This window comes from Pseudomonas sp. F220 (assembly GCF_057813935.1).
Genome location: NZ_JBVASJ010000005.1, coordinates 169,895 through 188,168, shown reverse-complemented (window position 1 = coordinate 188,168; position 18,274 = coordinate 169,895). Strand labels below are relative to the sequence as shown.

Sequence of the window (18,274 nt, the reverse complement as noted above, 5' to 3'; positions counted from 1 at the left end):
CTCCTTAGGAAACAACAGAATCAGCTTTCCATTGCTGATCAGGGATTGGCAGGTTGCGCGATTCGCCACGGCCCATCGGGAAGTACTTGAAGCCTTTGCGTGCCAGACGTTCGGCGTCATACAGGTTGCGCCCGTCGAAGATCACCGGGGCTTTGAGACGCTCTTCGATCAACTTGAAATCCGGCGCCTTGAACTGTTGCCATTCGGTGCAGACGATCAAGGCATCTGCGCCCACCAGGGCGGACTCTGGCGTACCCATCAGCGACAGGTTCTGTTGATTCGGGTACAGCCGTTGGGTCTCTTGCATGGCTTCAGGGTCGAAGGCCCGTACCTGTGCGCCGGCAGCCCATAAGGCTTCCATCAGCACCCGGCTTGGCGCATCGCGCATGTCGTCGGTGTTGGGTTTGAATGCCAGGCCCCAGAGGGCGAAGGTCTTGCCCTTCAGGTCGCCTTTGTAGAACGCGTTGATGCGCTCGAAAAGCTTGTGTTTCTGCCGCTCGTTGATGGCCTCGACCGCCTGCAGCAGGTCGCTGGAGCAGTTCGCTGCCTGGGCACTGTGGATCAGGGCGCGCATATCCTTGGGGAAACACGAACCGCCATAGCCGCAGCCAGGGTAGATGAAGTGGTAGCCAATGCGCTGGTCCGCACCGATGCCCATGCGTACGGCTTCGATATCCGCACCCAGGTGTTCGGCCAGTTCTGCGATCTGGTTGATAAAGCTGATTTTGGTCGCGAGCATGCAGTTGGCCGCGTACTTGGTCAGTTCGGCACTGCGCAGATCCATGAATATGATGCGGTCATGGTTGCGGTTGAAGGGGGCGTAAAGTTCGCGCATCACTTCACGGACTTCTTCACGTTCGCAACCGATGACGATGCGGTCAGGGCGGCGGCAGTCGCTGACGGCCGAACCTTCCTTGAGGAATTCCGGGTTCGAAACGATATCGAACTCCAGGGTACGCCCGTCCTTCTTCAGGACTTCTTCGATGTGCGCCCGCAGGGTATCGCCTGTGCCGACCGGAACAGTGGATTTTTCCACAAGAATCAGCGGTTCGACCCGATGGCGTGCGACCGCGTCACCCACGGACAAGACATATTTCAGGTCGGCCGAGCCGTCCTCGTCCGATGGTGTGCCGACAGCGATGAACAACACTTGCCCGTGTTCGATCGCCAGCTTTTCGTCGCTGGTGAAATGCAGGCGCCCGCTCTCCAGGTTCTCCTTGACCATGGTCTCCAGCCCTGGTTCAAAGATAGTGACGTGGCCTTTCTGCAGCAATTTGATTTTGTTCTGATCGACGTCCATGCAGACGACATCATGACCGACTTCAGCCAGGACAGTCGCCTGCACCAGACCTACATAACCGCTACCAATTACACTGATTTTCATACGGAGTCCCTAGGACGGGGTATACGTGAAGAGTTAATGGTGATGACACCGAGCATGACCAAGGCCACCCCCAGTGTTTTTGAAAGACTGAAAGCTTCATTGAACAGGGGCAGGCTCGCCGCCAGCAGGTACACCAACGCATAGCTGATGCTCAGCAGCGAGTAGGCCCGTCCCAGCGGCAGGTCGCGCAGGGCGGCGAGCCAGCAGAGCATGGACAAGGCATAAGCGACGATCGAGGCTAGCACCACGCCGACCGCAAGCCAATCGACACTGCCGTCACCCAGAGCTTGCAACCACTGCTCGGGGTGAGGCAAGTGGCTCATGCTCCAGCGCATGCCCAACTGGGCGGCGCTGACCAGCAGCACACTGCCCATGGCAAACGTGGTTCCGCGACGAAGGCTCATGCGTGCCTCCCCAGCAGGACGACACCGGCGATCACCAGCGCGACCCCGATCCAGTGACGGCGATCAATGGTCTCGTGGAAGACGAAGCGGGCGACCAGGGTGATCAGCACGAAATTGAGGCTCAGCATCGGGTAGGCGATACCGACTTCCAGGCGTTGCAAGACCAGCAACCACACCAGCAAGCCAAAACCCAGGCAGGCCAGCGCCAGCCACAGCCAGGGCGAGAACAGTTTCTCGCTCCAGCCGGTGTCTTTGCCGCGCCAGCTTTCCACCGCGTATTTCTGGGCAATCTGGCCCATGCAGGTCAACAGGCAGGCTACCAACAGCAGAGTCAGGGTCATGGGGCACTCTGGGGAATGATCAGAATGACCATGTTGCCTTGCTCGTAATGCTTGGCATCCTTGGGCAAGAGTTCGAGTTCGCGGACTTCGTCGTCGCCCTTGACGCGCATTACCACGCCAACCGGACCGACCTTGCGAGCTTCGCTCATCCACTGTTGCACGTTCTCGGTGTCGACCCGACGCGCAGCGGCATCCGGGAAGTCCAGGCCGTATTTCAGCTCGCCAATGGTGTTGTAGAGCGCAATTTCAGGGCGCTGCAGGCGCCAGGACAGTGCGGACGCGGCGCCCAGGTCATTGCTCAGCAGGCTTTTGGTCTGGCCGAGCTCTTGAATGTGCTCGAGGACAAACTGGTCGGGCATCTTGTTGTAGACCGTAGAGTGCGGCAGGGCGGCCGGCAGTATAGCGATCAGCAACCAGCTGCCGATGGCCGGCGCGGCCCACAGGCTTAACGGCCGGAACACCAGAATCAGGTTGGACATGATCCAACCGATGAGCACGATGAACACCAGCACCAGGTTGCGCGTTTCATCGACATACACGGGCTGTTTCAGTTGCAGGTAGACCATGACCAGCAGGGTTGTCAGGCCAATGACCAGGTTGAGCAGGCCGTTGATCTTGAACAGCCGGCTTTGACCCTGGTTCAGGCGGTCCACTAGCGCGTTAGCCATCAACAATGCCAGAGGCAACAGGCACGGCAGGATGTAGGTGGGCAACTTGCCTTTGCTCAGGCTGAAAAACGCCAGCGGCAGGACCAGCCACAACAGTAGGAAGCCAGTGCTGGCCTCTCGCTTGGTTTGCCAGGCTTGCTTGAGCGTCGATGGTAGAAATGCTGCCCATGGCAGACTGAAAGCCACCAGCATCGGCAGGTAGAACCACCATGGAGCGGCGTGCTGCGCATCGTCACCGGCAAAGCGGCGAATGTGCTCGTGCCAGAAGAAGAAACGCCAGAAATCGGGCTCTTGCGCATGCACCGCCAGAACCCACGGCAGACTGACGGCAATCGCCACCAAGATGGCCACCGGGCCGTTGACCAGCAGTTCACGCCAGCGTTTTTGCCAGATCATGTAGGGCAGGGCGATCAGTACCGGCAGCAACCAGGCGAGGAAGCCCTTGGTCATGAAGCCCATGCCGCAGGCCAGCCCCAGAAGAGCCCAGGCACCCAGCTTGCCGCGAGGGGTTTGGTTATCCAGGGCAAACCACAAAGCCACCAGGCTCAGATTGACCCAGAAGGTGAATTGCGGATCGAGGTTGGCGTATCCCGCCTGACCGGCGACGACCGCAAAACTCATGTACAGCAGGGCGCTGGCGAAGCTTTTACGCGGATCGTTCCACAGCCTGCGAGCAATCAGGTAGGTCAACAGAATGCTCAGGCCGGTGGACAGCGCCGAGGCAATCCGCACACCGAACAGGTTGTCACCGAACACCGCCTGACCGATGGCGATCATCCAGTAGCCGGCAATCGGCTTCTCGAAATAACGCAGGCCCATGAAATGCGGCGATACCCAGTTGCCACTCAGGAGCATTTCCTGACTGATCTGGGCATAGCGGGTTTCATCGGGAATCCACAGCCCGTGGGTACCCAGTGGCAGCAGATAGGCCAGACCGAAAGCAATCAACAGTAAAGGCAAAGCCCAGCGTTTGGTCATGCGCCTTGTACTCCCAGCCAGCCCTCACGGCCTTCAAGGGCACCACGTATCACGCGGCCTTGGGGCAGGGTTGATGGCTGGGCGGGTAGCAGATTACCCAAGGGCTGGAACTGGATGTCGCGCTGACGCGCGTCGACCAGCAGTTGACGGAAATCATTGGCCATCAGAATCCCTTCTACCTCTGCATGAATCGTATATACGTTCAGCTTCGAGGGGCTGAATCGGTCAAGAATGTATGAGTTGAACTCATTGGCTGCAACGACGGGACCCACCACTTCATCGAAGGTTGGCAAGTCGACCGGAATTTGTGGCGTGCCGAGGCTGCCGTCTGCCAGCCGAGGCTGGAACAGGCTTTGACCGCGACAGTCGCTGTTGTAACGAAAGCCAAAACGCTGCTTGGCTTCAATGACCCGCTCGTCGGCACGCCAACCGGCGGCGGCCGAACAGTCCACGGTCTGCCCGAGAATATCGCTGAGGGTGTCTACGCCCCGGCGAATCTGCTCGATCAGCTCCGCGTCGCTCCAACGCCCTGCGTTGGCTTGCCAGCCGTGGTGATCCCAGGCGTGCAAACCAACTTCATGGCCAGCCGCAAGGGTCTGGCGCATCAGGTGCCCCAGATCACGGCCGATGGGTTTGCCTGGCCAGGCAGTGCCGGCCAGCAAAATGTCCCAGCCGTACAAGCCCGCGGCATTGGAGCGCAGCATTTTCCAGAGAAACTGCGGACGGATGAGGCGCCATAAATGGCGCCCCATGTTGTCCGGACCAACGCTGAAAAAAAACGTCGCCTTGACCTGTGCTTCATCGAGCATCTCCAACAGCCGGGGTACCCCCTCACGGGTACCTCGGTAGGTGTCGACATCGATCCGAAGACCTGCCTGCATCAGCGCTTGTCCGCGATTTCGAGCATGGCTTCACGCAGGAAGAAATCCAGGGTGTTGCCGATGGTTTCGCTCATCTCCACGGTCGGCTCCCAGTCCAGCAGGCGCTTGGCGTTTTCGATGCTTGGCTTGCGGTGTGCCACGTCCTGGTAACCGGTGCCGTAGAACGCCTTGCTCTCTACGTCGCGGAAACCGGCGAACGGAGGGAAGTTGGCGCGCAGCGGGTGAGCTTCGAACTGACGCAGCAGTTCTTCGCCCAGCTGACGGATGCTGGCTTCGTTTTCCGGGTTACCGATGTTGATGACCTGACCGTTGCAGGCATCGTTGTCGTTGTCGATGATGCGTGCCAGGGCTTCGATGCCGTCGGCGATGTCGGTGAAGCAGCGCTTCTGCTCGCCACCGTCGAACAGACGGATCGGAGTACCTTCCACCAGGTTCAGGATCAGCTGGGTGATTGCACGGGAGCTACCGATACGTGCCGAGTCCAGACGGTCCAGGCGCGGGCCCATCCAGTTGAACGGACGGAACAGAGTGAAGTTCAGGCCTTTGGCGCCGTAAGCCCAGATCACGCGGTCCAGCAGTTGCTTGGAAACCGAGTAGATCCAGCGCTGTTTGTTGATCGGACCGACCACCAGGTTGGAGGTGTCTTCGTCGAAGTACTGGTCCTGGCACATGCCATAGACTTCGGAGGTCGACGGGAAGATCACGCGCTTGTTGTACTTGACGCAGTAGCGAACCAGTTTCAGGTTCTCTTCGAAGTCCAGTTCGAATACGCGCAGCGGGTTGCGGGTGTATTCGATCGGCGTGGCGATGGCCACCAGCGGCAGGACCACGTCGCACTTCTTGATGTGGTACTCGATCCACTCGGAGTGAATGCTGATGTCGCCTTCCACGTAGTGGAAGTTCGGGTGGCTGCGCAGGCGCTCGATGGCGTCGGAGCCGATGTCCAGGCCGTAGACTTCGTAGCGGTCGTCACGCAGCAGGCGCTCGGACAAGTGGTTACCGATAAAGCCGTTCACACCGAGGATCAGTACGCGAGTACGGCGTGGCTTGCGGCCGGATTCAGCACCGCGCAGCACGGAGCCGTCCACCAGGCCCAGCTCGTTAGCCAGGGAAGGACCGGCCAGGTACAGGCCATTGTCATTGCGCTGACCAAAAGTGATTACCAGCGAGTCTTCACCGCAGGCGATGCGCAGCGGGTTGACGCTGATCACACGACCTGGTGCCAGACCTTCGTTGCCCTTGGCAACTTCAGCGCTCCAGACAATCAGCTTGTGCTCGCCCACGTCGCAGAAAGCGCCCGGGTAAGGTTGGGTCACGGCGCGAACCAGGTTGAACAGCTCTTCGGCAGGTTTCTTCCAGACAAGCTTGCCGTCCGCTGGGGTACGACGACCGAAAGAAGTGGCCTTGGATTCGTCCTGAGCGGTTTCGGTGACTTTGCCCTGAACAAGCAGCGGCAGGGTGTCGCGCAGCAGGTTGGAAGCGGCTTCACGCAGCTTGCCGTGCAGGCTCAGGGCGGTATCGGCGCGGTCGATCGCGACACGTTGCTGGGCAATGATTGCACCAGCGTCAGCACGTTTGACCATGCGGTGCAAGGTTACGCCGGTTTCGGTTTCGCCGTTGACCAACACCCAGTTGGCGGGTGCGCGGCCACGGTAGGTTGGCAGCAGCGAGCCGTGCAGGTTGAACGCGCCTTTGCGGGCGGTAGCCAACAGTTGCTCGCCCAGCAGGTTGCGGTAATAGAACGAGAACAGGTAGTCCGGGCTGAGTTTTGCGATGCGCTCGATCCACAGCGGGTGGTTGGCATCTTCCGGTGCGTGCACGGGAATGCCTTTACGGGCGCACAATTGGGCTACTGAGCCGTAGAAGGTGTTTTCCTTCGGATCGTCGGCGTGAGTAAACACGGCAGCAATCTCGAAACCTGCGTTGAGCAGTGCTTCGATACCTGCACAGCCAATGTCGTGGTAGGCGAAAACAACAGCTTTTGGATTCATGGAGAAACCTGATCAGTAGTGGTGGAAGGCAGACCGTCGACAGTAACAACGGGAGCAGGAGTAGCGGGTTTGTTACGTAGGATTTTTTCGATAAAGAAACGCGGCCGGGCGCGGACATCGCTGTACATGCGGCCCAGGTATTCACCTAGAAGGCCCATGCCGATGAACTGGCCGCCGGTGAACACAAAGAGCACGGCAAACAGTACGAAAGTGCCGTCACCCGCCCAGCTGGCACCGAATATCAGGCGCAGGAAGATCAGCAGGAAGGCAAACAGCACTCCCAGTGCCGCCAGGCTGAAACCAATGATGCTCAGCAAACGCAGCGGGGTGGTGGTCATGCAGGTCAGCAGATCGAACATCAGGCTGATCAGGCGCATCGGGCTGTATTTCGACTCGCCATGCTCGCGCTCGGCGTGCTGCACCAGGATTTCGGTGGTGTGGCGGGCGAAGCTGTTGGCCAGAATCGGGATGAAAGTGCTGCGTTCACGGCAGGCCAGCATGGCGTCGACGATGGTGCGGCGGTAGGCGCGCAGCATGCAGCCGTAGTCGCTCATGGCGACGCCGGTGGAGCGTTGCACAGCCAGGTTGATCAGTTTCGACGGCCAGCGGCGCAGGGCCGAGTCCTGACGATTGTTGCGCACGGTGGCAACCACGTCGTAGCCCAGCTCGGCTTGTTCCACCAAACGGGGGATTTCTTCCGGCGGGTTCTGCAGGTCGGCGTCGAGGGTAATGACCACATCGCCTTTACAGTGCTCGAAACCGGCCATGATTGCCGCGTGCTGGCCGTAGTTGCGGTTGAGAATCACCGCAACCACTGAACTGCCTTCACGCTGGGCGGCTTCTTCGAGAATCTGTGCCGAGTTGTCGCGGCTACCATCATCGACCAGGACGATTTCATACTCGTGCTTGAGTTGCTGACAGGCCGCTTCGGTACGGCGCAGCAATTCAGGCAAACTTTCTTCTTCGTTGTAGACCGGGATAACGATCGACACGCAGTTAATTGGATATGGCTTCAAAGGCTTCAGTCCAGAATATTTTCAATGGCGCCAACGACGCGTTCGACATCGTCGGTAGTCATGTCAGGGAACAGCGGGATCGAGCACAGTCGTGCCGAGTTCCATTCGGTGTTGGGCAGATGGATGCCCGGAAATCGCTGGCGGTAGTAAGTGTGCAGGTGGGTGGCCACAAAGTGAATACCCGTGCCAATATTCTGTTCCTGCAAGGCTTTCATGAAAGCCTCACGGTCCATCCCGCAGCGTTCAGCATCGATGCGCAGTATAAACAGATGCCAGGCATGCTGCTGCGGATAAGTAGGCACACTCAGCGGCTGTACCGGCAGACCTTCCAGACGCTGCAGGTAGGTCTGCGCCAAAACTGTGCGTTTGGCGTTGATTTCGTCGAGACGCTGCAACTGCACCAGTGCAATGGCGGCGTTGATGTCGGCCAGGTTGTACTTGAAACCCGGCTCGATGACCATGGCCTGAGGTTTACGGCCGTGGGTCAGGCGATCGTAAGCATCTACGCCGAGACCGTGAAACTTGAGCATGCGCACTCTATCGGCCAGCGCTTGATTGTCGCTGACAAACATTGCGCCTTCGGCGCAGGTCATGTTTTTGATCGCGTGGAACGAGAAGATCGCGGTGCCCTGAGCGCCAATGGCGCGATCGCGATAACGGGTGCCGGCAGCATGGGCGGCGTCTTCGATAACGGCGATGCCATGTTTGTCCGCCAGCGCATAGAGCGGATCGAGATCGAATGCGGCGCCAGCGTAGTGCACCGGGATGATGGCTTTAGTGCGTGGGGTAATGGCGGCTTCGATTGCCTGGACGTCGGTCATCAATGTGTCGCGGTCGATGTCGACGAAAACCGGAGTTGCCCCCAGCAGGCAGATCATATTGGCGGTGGAGACCCAGGTTTGCGAAGGCGTGATCACTTCGTCGCCTGGACCGATCCCCAATGCCAGCAGGGTGACGTGCATGGCACCAGTGGCCGAAGAAAGCGCCACGGCATGCCGACAGCCCACTCGCTCTGCGAATTGTTCTTCGAGTTGCTGGTTTTTCGGGCCAGTGGTGATCCAGCCGGAGCGAAGTACCTGCTCTACAGCGGCAATCTCTTCGTCGCCAATGCTGGGACGTGAGAAGGGGAGAAACGGCTGGTTCATGACGACCTCGAGTAACGCGGGTAGGGGACAGGGGCAACCAAAGCGGGTTGAAGCCAAAAAATCATTTTAGAGAAATTGTTCAAATCGGCCAGTCGACAGTGTCCATTACAGAGGTTGATGCTGGCAATCCGTGCACACCGAGATTAAAGACTAATTTGGTGAAAAGTAAATAAGGATCAAGACTTTATCTTCACTGGCGGGAATGATTTTCAGTTGGCGCCAGGGTGCAGTGCGTGCATCTCAGCGTGATGGCACAGCATTTTCCGGGAGCGAGATTAAGCGCAAAAATGTGAAACTAATATGAAAAATAGGGCAACAGACTGTTTATCTCCGGGCTAGACAGCTAATGTTCAGCGTTTTTTGGCTCCGCGATTTGTCCTGGAGAAAGAATCTGTCGGTCTTTGCTCTTTTGTAGACGTCAGGAAGGGCATCACTCAATCGGTGACAATCGCTGGGGCTGTCGCACTGTATTAAGTTGGCTCAACTAAAGAGCTATTTAGTTGAGCTATTTTCATTTAAGGCCTGTTCAGTTTGATTGATTTACCCACTACCGACTCTCCGCATACCTCCAGCAGCCCACTAAAAGTACCTGAGGGGAGGGGGGCCGATAATCCACTGACCCTCTATCTGGCTCGCTTGGCGCCTTCAAGTCAGCTGACTATTCGCTATGTGCTGCAAGACGCCGCGGATCGGCTGGGTTTCGACGATGTAAATATCGAGGAGATCCCGTGGCATGAGCTGCAGCCCGGCGACGTCATCGCTCTGGTTGCGGCATTGCGCAACGATGGTTATGCACCCAATACATCCTCGTTATACGTCAATGCCGTGCGCGGTGTAATGAATGAGGCGTGGCGTCTAAGCCTGATCACTCAGGACCATCTGTTGAAAATGCGCTCGGTCAAAGGCATTGCAGGCACACGGTTGTCCCAAGGGCGAAATCTCAAGCGCACGTTGATCCAGGAGCTGATGGCCGTCTGTGCGGCCGATCCAAGACCACAGGGGCTGCGGGACGCTGCGGTCATTGCAATCTTGTATGGCTCAGGCATGCGCAAATCCGAATCGGTCAATCTGGAACTCAACCAGATTGACTTCCTGGAGCGCAGCCTGCGAGTCACTGCAAAAGGAAACAAGGAGCTGATCAAGTACGCACCCACCTGGGCATTCGCCAAGCTGGATGCATGGTTGGCGTTTCGGCGCTCACAGTTGGTCGAGGGTCAGGATGACGATCCGTTTTTGTTCAACAGAATCCGTCGTGGCAGTCACATCACCCGCGAACGGATCACCAAGCACGCGATTTATTACATTGCTCGACAACGCGGCGCTCAGGTCGGCGTGAAGATCATGCCTCATGATTTTCGTCGGTCGTTCATCACACGAGTGATCGAGGAGCATGACTTGTCGATCGCGCAAAAACTTGCGCATCACACGAACATCCAGACGACCGCGAATTACGATGTTCGAGATGAAAACGAACGACGTCGGGCGATTGATCGTTATGACCTTTAAAGGGAGTGCTGAGCGACTGCTCCAAAGCTAATGCCCAAAATGATTCGGCTGTGTCGATGTAGCGCATGGCCGATTTCATGTCCTTGCGTCCTATGTAAGTCATCAGCGCTTTGTATCCCGGCCGTGTCAGCAACTGAGGTGAGTACGTTCGAGTTGCAGTAAATACGACTTGGGCGAACTCCCGATTTTTTGTTTGAAGCAGCGGTAAAAAGTGGACAGCGAGTTGAAGCCCGAGGCGCTGGCAATGTCTTCAACTCGTGATGCGAGTCGTTGTGCATTCAAGCGGTCAAGGGCTTCATCAAGGCGCAGCTGATTCAGGAAAGCGTAAAAGCTTTGCCCCTTTACCTGATTGAGGAAGAAGGATATCTGGTTGCGTGTGTAGCCCGTCGATGCCGCAACATGAGACAGATCCAGTCGGGGATCGAGATAAGGCTTCGTCTGCTCGAAGTACTGCTGCAAGTCATTGGAAAGCGCGCCCACCTGGCGGGCCGACAGCCCTAAACGGCTGACGGCATCACCGCTGTAGGTCGGGCGGGGTACCGTTGGTGCGTTGCTGACCAAAACCGCATGTTCGTTGACTTTGAAAATCAACCCGTTCTTTACCGACAGGGCTTCGATTGTCCGGAATGAAACAAGGCCATCGCTTCCATTGAGCGTCACGCGGTACTGCAAGAACGCGGTATCGCCATCGATCCGTAAGCGATCGGTGTAGGTTTGGAGTTCCTCTGAGCCCACCGGCATGCTTGCCGCAAGATATTCGCGCAATAGCGAGTGTTCGATGGTCCGGTTCTGGAAAAAATCGTTGTACTCGATATCCGGGTGATAGAGCGCCATCACGCCGTCCAGATCGCGCTTCTTCCATGCCTCGTGATATTGCACGGCGACTTCATGAGTCTGTGGACTCGAAGGATCAGCCAGGAAGGTGGGGGTGGTGTGTAAATCAGGTACTTCCACGACGGGCTCCATGGCGCGAATCAGGGCAAAGTTTAAGGGGGGTGGCCTGATACGCAGAGTACTCCAGAAGCAATACTTTTCCGCCCGTGCCCGCTGCAATGTTTGCCGTCTCGTTCTGCCTGTGAAAGATCCGGCTAATGCTTTAGCGTCAGCCCATGAATTTTTTACGGAGCATGAGTGCATGACACTTCAGGTCACGAACCGGTCCTTGGCCGACGCTCGGCCCTATCCTGTTTGGCAGGAGACACGAACGCCTGCCACCGCCGCAGCTAGACTCACGGGCGAAGTGTCCTGTGATGTTGCGGTAGTGGGGGGCGGATTTGCCGGTCTATGGACTGCGCTACTGGCGCGTCAGCGCTGGGCCGACGCAACGATTGTTGTCCTTGAGGCGGGGCAGTGCGGTGGTGAAGCCAGTGGACGCAATGGTGGATTCTGCGCGCCGAGTATCTCCCATGGTGTTTCCAATGCGCTGAAACGCTGGCCCAAAGAAGCAGAGCAACTGGTGCGACTGGGTAGAGAGAACCTGGTGGCATTTGAGGACGATCTTCAGCGCTATGGCATGGACGTAGCGTTTGAGCGCTCCGGCAAATTGAATGTGGCGAGCAAGCCCTGGCAGGTGGAAGGGCTGCGGGCGATGCAGCGCAACTATGAGCGCTTTGGTATCGCGTGCGAGTTTCTGGATGCGGAGGCACTCAAGTCGCACCTGGATTCAGCTGCCTATGTCGCAGGGGTATTCGAGCCCAATTATGCGTTGCTGAACCCGGTCAAGATGGTCTCGGAACTGCGACGTGTATGCCTGGAGCAAGGCGTGCAGCTGTTCGAGCATTCTCCAGTGACCGCGTTGCATAAAGAGGGCAATGGTCAGGTTCTACAGGCCGGGCTGGGCCGCGTAAAAGCAGCGAAAGTCGCACTGGCCACTAACATTGCGCCACCGCTACTGGGGGAATTGAAGTCCAAGGTTATTCCCATTTATGACTACGCCCTGGCGACTCAGCCACTCGACGATGCTCAGCTACGCAGCATCGGCTGGGTGGGGCGTTACGGCATTGCTGACGGTGGAAATCAGTTTCATTATCTGCGCAAAACCGAGGACAACCGCATCCTGTGGGGCGGTTACGATGCCATCTATCACTTCCGAAGCCGGCGCGACGAGGCGTTGACGCAACGCCCCGAAAGCTTCGCGACACTGGCCCGGCAATTTCAATCGGCCTTTCCTGCATTGGCGGACGTCACGTTCAGTCATGCATGGGGCGGCATCATCGATACCTCCGCGCGCACCACGATGTTCTGCGGAACATCGTCTAACGGCCGCATTGCCTACGCCCAAGGGTTCACGGGGCAGGGTGTTTCAGCCAGCCGTTTCGCGGCATTGACCATGCTCGACCTGCTCGCGGGGGAATCCACCGAGCGCACCAAACTGGCGATGACATCGACCGCACCGTTTCCGTTTCCACCCGAACCCTTTCGTTATGTGGGTGTATCGCTGGCACAGCGCTCACTGGCCCGCGAAGACCTCACCGGACATCGTGACTGGCTGCTCAAAGGGTTTGACGCGCTGGGTATCGGTTTTGATTCTTGAACTGGAGTGAGATTGATCATGAATAGCCCTGATCACATTATCGACTTTGCCAACCTTGACGTGGATGTAGTCCAGCTGGAAACCAGCGATCCCGAGCTGGTCGACACACCTTATCGCAGTCGCAGTTGGCGGCACTTTGTTGATCCGATGAAAAAAGCCACCGGAGGAATATGGGAAGCGCCGGAGCATCTTGAACGATGTGAGTGTGACTACGACGAGCTCTGCCATTTGCTTGAGGGGCATGTTCGGCTGACAGACAGCAATGGCGTCAGCCAGGAGTTCAAGCAAGGCGCCACATTTGTGGTCGCCGCTGGGTTCAAAGGCACCTGGGAGAACCTGACACCCGTGCGCAAGGTATTCATGATCCTCAGGGGGTAAGGTCTCAGTCCACGCGCGCAATCATTTCCAGTTCCCGCATCAGCCAATCCGAAAATGCCTTGGCCAGGTCATTCGCGCCGCGCGGCGGCATGATGATGAAGTAGGGATGCGGAGCTGGAAACTCGATATCGAAAAGACGAATCAACGTCCCCTGTGCCAGTTGTTCACCTGCAAGAATGTGATCACTGATGGTAATCCCGGTACCGGCAATTGCCGCATCAATGGTCAGCGCGGCGTTCGGCAGGTAGATGTTTTGCCTGCCTTGAAGGCTGGGGATTCCTGCCGCCAGGAAGTAGCGACTCCAGTCGTAACCATCATCTTCATGCAACAAAACCTGTCGCTCCAAATCACGCGGTTTACGCAATGGTTCGCTGCCGTTCAGGAGGCGCGGGCTGCATACCGGAAAGTACATGATGTCGCCTAGCGCAGCGATACGCTGACCTTCTACTTCGCTGTCGCCGAACGAGATCACCATATCGGCGCCCTGGTTGGCTTGATCGATCGGCAACAGGTAGAGCGAGACGTCCGGGTAGTCCCTGAGGAAGCGATCCAGAATCCTGGAAATACGCGCCAGCAGTGCGGGAGCGCAGGCGACACGCAAGCTGCCTGAGGGCGTCGAGGTGGGCAGTGCGGTTTGAATATCGCGCAGTTGCTCGAACGCGCCGTTGACCAACTGACTGAGTTTTCTTCCCGCTGACGTCAAGTGCACGCCCTTGCCGTGGCGCTCCACCAATGCGACTTCCAGCTCTTCTTCCAGCTTCTTGATCTGATGGCTGATTGCACTGTGGGTGACGTGCAATTCCATCGCGGCACCGCCGGTACTGCCTTGTCTGACCAGTGCATCAAACGCACGCAAAGCGATCAGGGAGGGGAGTCGGCGAGTCGCTTTGAGAGCCATTTTCGAGTTCTTTTTGGTTAGTTAAATTCACATGAAAGCTAGAAAACAAATCATTTGATGTCAATCTGGTTTGTCATGAATATGGATGCACGAATTAGCAACTTATCCAGTTCTGAGCGAGGGATATCACATGTCGGTTCAGCATGAGCATTTTGTCGATCTGTTACGGCTGGGTAAGTCTTACGGAGAAACCCGTGCTCTGAGCGATCTGACCCTTCATATAAAACGGGGTGAATTTCTGACGTTGCTCGGACCGTCCGGCTCGGGGAAAAGTACCACCTTGATGATGCTGGCAGGCTTTGAGCAGCCGACTGAAGGCCGCATTGAACGCAACGGCAAGGACATCACCCATTTGCCGGCCGATCAGCGTGACTTTGGTGTGGTGTTTCAAGGGTATGCGTTGTTCCCCCATATGACCGTCGAGCAGAACATTGCGTACCCGCTGAAAGTTCGCAAAGTGCCTGCCGCGCAGATCACTGAAAAAGTCGGGCGGATGCTGGAAAGGGTCGGCTTGGAAGGCAAAGGTAAACGAGGTATCAAACAACTTTCCGGCGGGCAGCAGCAGCGGGTAGCACTCGCCAGGGCACTGGTGTTCGAGCCGTCATTGCTGCTGCTGGATGAGCCGCTGTCAGCACTTGATCGCCGTCTGCGTCAGGAGATGCAGGTCGAGTTGGCCCGCATGCACAAGGAGTTCGGCACGACCTTCGTTTTTGTCACGCATGACCAGGAAGAAGCGCTGGCGCTCTCTGATCGGGTCGCTGTTTTCAATCATGGTCGCCTGGAGCAGCTGGGCACGCCTCAAGAAGTCTACGAACGTCCGGCGAGCCGCTTTGTTGCCAACTTTCTCGGTGATATGAACCTGCTCGGCGTGCAAGGCATCCGTCGACAAGACGACACGCTGATGTGCGATTACCACGGCCACCTGCTGGCTGTTACTCAGAACGCCGACCATGTAGCGGTAGGCAGCGCTGCCCCAAACTGGTTGGCGATCCGTCCCGAGCATGTCGATCTTCAGCCTTTCGCGCAGGCGGGTGGTGGTAATGGCGTGGTGGCTCGAATGGAAAAGCTGACCTATCTAGGCACGCACGTGAGTCTCGATATGCGCCTGGATGATGCACAACCCATGGCACTGCGTATTTCCGTCAGCCACCCCATGTTGAACAGCCTGGAACGCGGCCAATCCTATTGGTGCTCCTGGTCCCGGCAGCATGGCCACCTGATTTCAAACTAAGAAAAACACCTAATAAAAACTGGTTCGATCACCTGCCCACAACCTTTTGCATGGGGTACCGAGGATGAAAGACAAACAGCGCTTTATCGAGGACACAGTAGAAATTGCCCGGGAGCGATTCGAGGCGGGCACGCTCAGTCGTCGCAGTTTCAACCAGGCCCTTATGGTCGCGGCAGCGATGGCGGGGCTGGGTCCACTGCGAAGTGCATTCGCCGAGGGCGGATCTTTGGTGGTGTCAAACTGGGGTGGCGATGCGGTTCCTGCTTTCGAAAAGAGCTACCAGGATTTCGCTGCGGCCATCGGCCTCACGTTAAAGATCGATGGCAGTGGTCCCACTGAAGGCGCGGTCAAGACTCAGGTCAACAGCGGCGCCGTACGCTGGGATGTGTGCGACGGCGAAATGTATTCCTCATACCGGTTGGGTAAGGAGGGCGTGCTAGCCCCGATCGATTATTCAATTGTCGATAAGTCCCTCATTGGCTACGGCGACATTCATGAGTTTGGCCTGGCGAATTACACCTACAGCTACGTGATCGGCTACGACGCGAAGCGCTTCGGCAAGAACCCGCCGAAAAGCTGGGCGGATTTCTGGGACGTGAAAAAGTACCCTGGGAAACGCACGCTCTACAAATGGATGAGCGCCAACCTGGAGTGTGCACTGCTGGCTGATGGCGTCGCCCCTGACAGGCTGTATCCATTGGACGTTGATCGCGCACTGCGCAAGATCGAAGAGTTGATGCCGCATGTGGTCACTCACTGGTCAACCGGTGCCGAGTCGCAACAACTCCTGCGTGACGGTGAAGCCACGATGGGCCAGATGTGGCACACACGCGCAGAGTTGGTCAAACACGACACAGGCGGTGCGATTGACTGGACATTCGACAACGCAATCGTCGCGCCTTCAGTCTGGATGGTGCCGAAGAACAACCCGGCCGGCGCCGCCAACGCCATGAAGTTTATCGCCTATGCGTTGCGCCCCGAGGTCCAGGCGAAGCTGATGGAGGTTTACAACATGGGGCCAGTGGACTCCAAGGTGAACGCGCTGTTGTCACCTGAGCTTCAGCGGATCAACCCTACCGCGCCAGATAACTTGAGCAAGCAAGTCTCCATGAACAACCTGTGGTACGCCGATCACTATGGTGAGACTCTCGAACGTTACCTGGCGTTGATTGGTGGCTGATATGCGAATCAGTACCCAAGGCACGTTGCGGATTTATGCGCTGTTGATTCTGCCGTTACCGGTCATCATCCTCGTCGGTTACTTGTTGCCGACGTTGGGTGTATTGGGCTGGAGCCTTAGCCTGCCGCAACCCGGGCTCCAGAATTACGCAACCATCATCGACAGTGCGACGATTCATACGGTCATCTGGCGAACGCTGCGGATCTGTCTGCTGACGACGCTAATCAGTGTCGCCATCGCTTATCTGATCGCCTATCGCTGGCGATTCGCTTCGGGGCGTGGCCGGCAGTTCATTGAATTGTTCGTGCTGTTGCCATTCTGGCTGTCGATGTTGATTCGTGCGTTCGCCTGGCTGGTGTTGCTGCGTAACGATGGACTGATCAACCAGAGCCTGTTGACGCTGGGGATCGTGAATGAGCCGCTGGCGCTGGTTCGAAATGAAGTCGGCGCGCTGATCGGCATGGTTCATTTCATGGTGCCGTACGCCGTGCTGCCGTTGCTGTCATCCATGCGCCAGATCGATGACGGTTTGCTCAGGGCTGCTAGCAGTCTGGGGGCGGGCCGTTGGGCCACGCTTAAAGATGTGTTCCTGCCATTGACGTTGCCGGGTGTCGTGGCGGCATCGGCCACGGTGTTCGTGTTTAGCCTGGGCTGTTTCGTGACCCCGGCACTGTTGGGCGGCGGCAAGGCGGCCATGCTGGCGGAGAGTATCTATATCCAGATGTTCCAGTTGTCCAACTGGGGGCTGGGTGCAGCACTGAGCATTGTCCTGATGTTGATGGTCGCGGTTTGCACGCTGGTGTTCGGCAAACTGATTGGCTTTGGACGTTTTACCGGGAGAGCCACATGAGCACAGTGCCTACAGTGAGTCAGCTGGCTGCAGAAACACAGGCCACGGCTCGTTTCAAGCCGCGTATCGATATCGCGAAGCTGCTGTCCTTTGTCGGTCTGTTGCTGGCGGCAGTGTTTTTGCTGCTGCCGATCCTGGTGATCGTGCCGCTGTCTTTCGGTGACCAGCGCTACCTGGCATTTCCGGAGGGTGCGTGGTCATTGCGGCACTATCTCGAACTGCTCAACGGCGCATGGCTGAGTTCGATACTGCAAAGTCTTGGGCTGGCTGTTGCTGTCGGGGTGGCCAGTACCGGGCTCGCGTTCATGTTCGCCACGGGGATCTGGCTGGAGCCGCGTTACCGCATCGTGCTGACCGCAGTGGTGTTGCTGCCGATGATCGTGCCGCAGGTGGTTTCCGCCATGTCTATCTACTACCTGGGGGCGAAGGTCCAGCAACTCGACACCCTTGTGGGGGTAGGGTTTGGTCACCTGATGATGGCGCTACCGTACTCGTTGATCGCAATGCTGGTGGCTTACAGCCGACTTGATACCAGCCTCTACAAGGCCTCCCGCTCACTGGGTGCAGGGTTGTGGATGACCATCCGCCAAGTGCTGATGCCGAACGTGCGCGTTGGTATGGCGGGCAGCTTTTTCATGGCATTCATCATGTCCTGGGAAGAGGTTGTGATCACGCTATTCACCAGCGGACTCAACGTCATTACGTTACCCAAACGGATATGGGATGGCCTGCGCTACAACCTTGATCCGGCCATCGCTGCTGTATCCACACTGATGATCTTCATCACCCTGATCGTTTTGTTGGTGCGCCTGTACAGGCACGACAAAAACGCTGACTCACCGGGTCGTTAGCCGACCCGCAATCTCCCTGCATTTCACTTTTTACCCGTG

17 protein-coding genes are annotated in these 18,274 nt (G+C 57.4%); 7 read left to right on the top strand and 10 right to left on the bottom strand.

Translation table 11 applies throughout. The features are described from left to right. Window positions 1–4: 4 nt before the first annotated feature. From ACZYSM_RS07540 to arnB, 8 genes are read right to left on the bottom strand one after another with little or no spacing between them, the layout of a single operon-like run. Window positions 5–1,384, bottom strand: a complete 1,380-nt coding sequence (locus tag ACZYSM_RS07540; RefSeq protein WP_489070349.1) for a UDP-glucose dehydrogenase family protein — start codon at window positions 1,382–1,384, stop codon at window positions 5–7. Further along, complete coding sequence (gene arnF, locus ACZYSM_RS07535) at window positions 1,381–1,788, bottom strand: 4-amino-4-deoxy-L-arabinose-phosphoundecaprenol flippase subunit ArnF (protein WP_489070347.1); 408 nt, start codon at window positions 1,786–1,788, stop codon at window positions 1,381–1,383. Before arnF ends, ACZYSM_RS07540 begins: the two co-directional genes overlap by 4 nt. Continuing rightward, window positions 1,785–2,129 carry a 4-amino-4-deoxy-L-arabinose-phosphoundecaprenol flippase subunit ArnE gene (arnE, locus tag ACZYSM_RS07530; protein WP_489070345.1) on the bottom strand — a complete coding sequence of 115 codons (345 nt, stop codon included), beginning with the start codon at window positions 2,127–2,129 and terminating at the stop codon, window positions 1,785–1,787. Before arnE ends, arnF begins: the two co-directional genes overlap by 4 nt. After that, window positions 2,126–3,775, bottom strand: coding sequence for a lipid IV(A) 4-amino-4-deoxy-L-arabinosyltransferase (arnT, locus tag ACZYSM_RS07525; RefSeq protein ID WP_489070343.1), 1,650 nt, complete (start codon window positions 3,773–3,775; stop codon window positions 2,126–2,128). The genes arnE and arnT overlap by 4 nt, the downstream gene beginning before the upstream one ends. Next, entirely contained in the window at window positions 3,772–4,656 is an 885-nt protein-coding gene (gene arnD, locus ACZYSM_RS07520) for a 4-deoxy-4-formamido-L-arabinose-phosphoundecaprenol deformylase (protein ID WP_489070341.1), read from the bottom strand. The genes arnT and arnD overlap by 4 nt, the downstream gene beginning before the upstream one ends. Next, complete coding sequence (gene arnA / locus ACZYSM_RS07515; protein WP_489070339.1) at window positions 4,656–6,647, bottom strand: bifunctional UDP-4-amino-4-deoxy-L-arabinose formyltransferase/UDP-glucuronic acid oxidase ArnA; 1,992 nt, start codon at window positions 6,645–6,647, stop codon at window positions 4,656–4,658. Before arnA ends, arnD begins: the two co-directional genes overlap by 1 nt. Then, window positions 6,644–7,663 (bottom strand): undecaprenyl-phosphate 4-deoxy-4-formamido-L-arabinose transferase, encoded by a 1,020-nt coding sequence (gene arnC / locus ACZYSM_RS07510; RefSeq protein ID WP_489070337.1) that lies wholly within the window; start codon window positions 7,661–7,663, stop codon window positions 6,644–6,646. The genes arnA and arnC overlap by 4 nt, the downstream gene beginning before the upstream one ends. A 5-nt stretch (window positions 7,664–7,668) precedes the next feature. Next, a complete protein-coding gene (arnB, locus tag ACZYSM_RS07505) occupies window positions 7,669–8,808 on the bottom strand; it encodes a UDP-4-amino-4-deoxy-L-arabinose aminotransferase (protein ID WP_489070335.1) in 1,140 nt (379 codons plus the stop codon). A gap of 531 nt (window positions 8,809–9,339) precedes the next feature. On the opposite strand from arnB, the gene ACZYSM_RS07500 reads away from it, so the two are divergent. Beyond that, the gene (locus tag ACZYSM_RS07500) at window positions 9,340–10,314 is read left to right on the top strand and encodes a site-specific integrase (RefSeq protein WP_489070334.1); all 975 of its coding nucleotides are present in this window, start codon (window positions 9,340–9,342) and stop codon (window positions 10,312–10,314) included. Window positions 10,315–10,440: 126 nt separating this feature from the next. On the opposite strand, the gene ACZYSM_RS07495 is transcribed toward ACZYSM_RS07500, so the two are convergent. Next, window positions 10,441–11,280 (bottom strand): helix-turn-helix domain-containing protein, encoded by an 840-nt coding sequence (locus tag ACZYSM_RS07495; protein WP_489070332.1) that lies wholly within the window; start codon window positions 11,278–11,280, stop codon window positions 10,441–10,443. A 274-nt stretch (window positions 11,281–11,554) separates the two neighbouring features. Between ACZYSM_RS07495 and ACZYSM_RS07490 the strand changes: the two genes are divergently transcribed. Together ACZYSM_RS07490 and ACZYSM_RS07485 are read left to right on the top strand one after the other, a co-directional pair. After that, complete coding sequence (locus ACZYSM_RS07490) at window positions 11,555–12,847, top strand: NAD(P)/FAD-dependent oxidoreductase (RefSeq protein ID WP_489070330.1); 1,293 nt, start codon at window positions 11,555–11,557, stop codon at window positions 12,845–12,847. Window positions 12,848–12,865: 18 nt separating this feature from the next. After that, window positions 12,866–13,225, top strand: coding sequence for a cupin domain-containing protein (locus ACZYSM_RS07485; RefSeq protein WP_489070328.1), 360 nt, complete (start codon window positions 12,866–12,868; stop codon window positions 13,223–13,225). Between the two features lie 4 nt (window positions 13,226–13,229). On the opposite strand, the gene ACZYSM_RS07480 is transcribed toward ACZYSM_RS07485, so the two are convergent. After that, complete coding sequence (locus tag ACZYSM_RS07480; protein ID WP_489070326.1) at window positions 13,230–14,123, bottom strand: LysR substrate-binding domain-containing protein; 894 nt, start codon at window positions 14,121–14,123, stop codon at window positions 13,230–13,232. Window positions 14,124–14,253: 130 nt separating this feature from the next. Between ACZYSM_RS07480 and ACZYSM_RS07475 the strand changes: the two genes are divergently transcribed. The 4 genes from ACZYSM_RS07475 to ACZYSM_RS07460 all read left to right on the top strand — a co-directional run bounded on the left by ACZYSM_RS07475 (window position 14,254) and on the right by ACZYSM_RS07460 (window position 18,235). Beyond that, the gene (locus ACZYSM_RS07475; RefSeq protein WP_489070324.1) at window positions 14,254–15,354 is read left to right on the top strand and encodes an ABC transporter ATP-binding protein; all 1,101 of its coding nucleotides are present in this window, start codon (window positions 14,254–14,256) and stop codon (window positions 15,352–15,354) included. 64 nt (window positions 15,355–15,418) lie between these two features. Further along, a complete protein-coding gene (locus ACZYSM_RS07470) occupies window positions 15,419–16,534 on the top strand; it encodes an ABC transporter substrate-binding protein (protein ID WP_489070322.1) in 1,116 nt (371 codons plus the stop codon). Window position 16,535: 1 nt separating this feature from the next. Continuing rightward, window positions 16,536–17,384 (top strand): ABC transporter permease, encoded by an 849-nt coding sequence (locus ACZYSM_RS07465; protein WP_489070320.1) that lies wholly within the window; start codon window positions 16,536–16,538, stop codon window positions 17,382–17,384. Further along, window positions 17,381–18,235 carry an ABC transporter permease gene (locus ACZYSM_RS07460; RefSeq protein ID WP_489070318.1) on the top strand — a complete coding sequence of 285 codons (855 nt, stop codon included), beginning with the start codon at window positions 17,381–17,383 and terminating at the stop codon, window positions 18,233–18,235. Before ACZYSM_RS07465 ends, ACZYSM_RS07460 begins: the two co-directional genes overlap by 4 nt. Window positions 18,236–18,274: the final 39 nt, after the last annotated feature.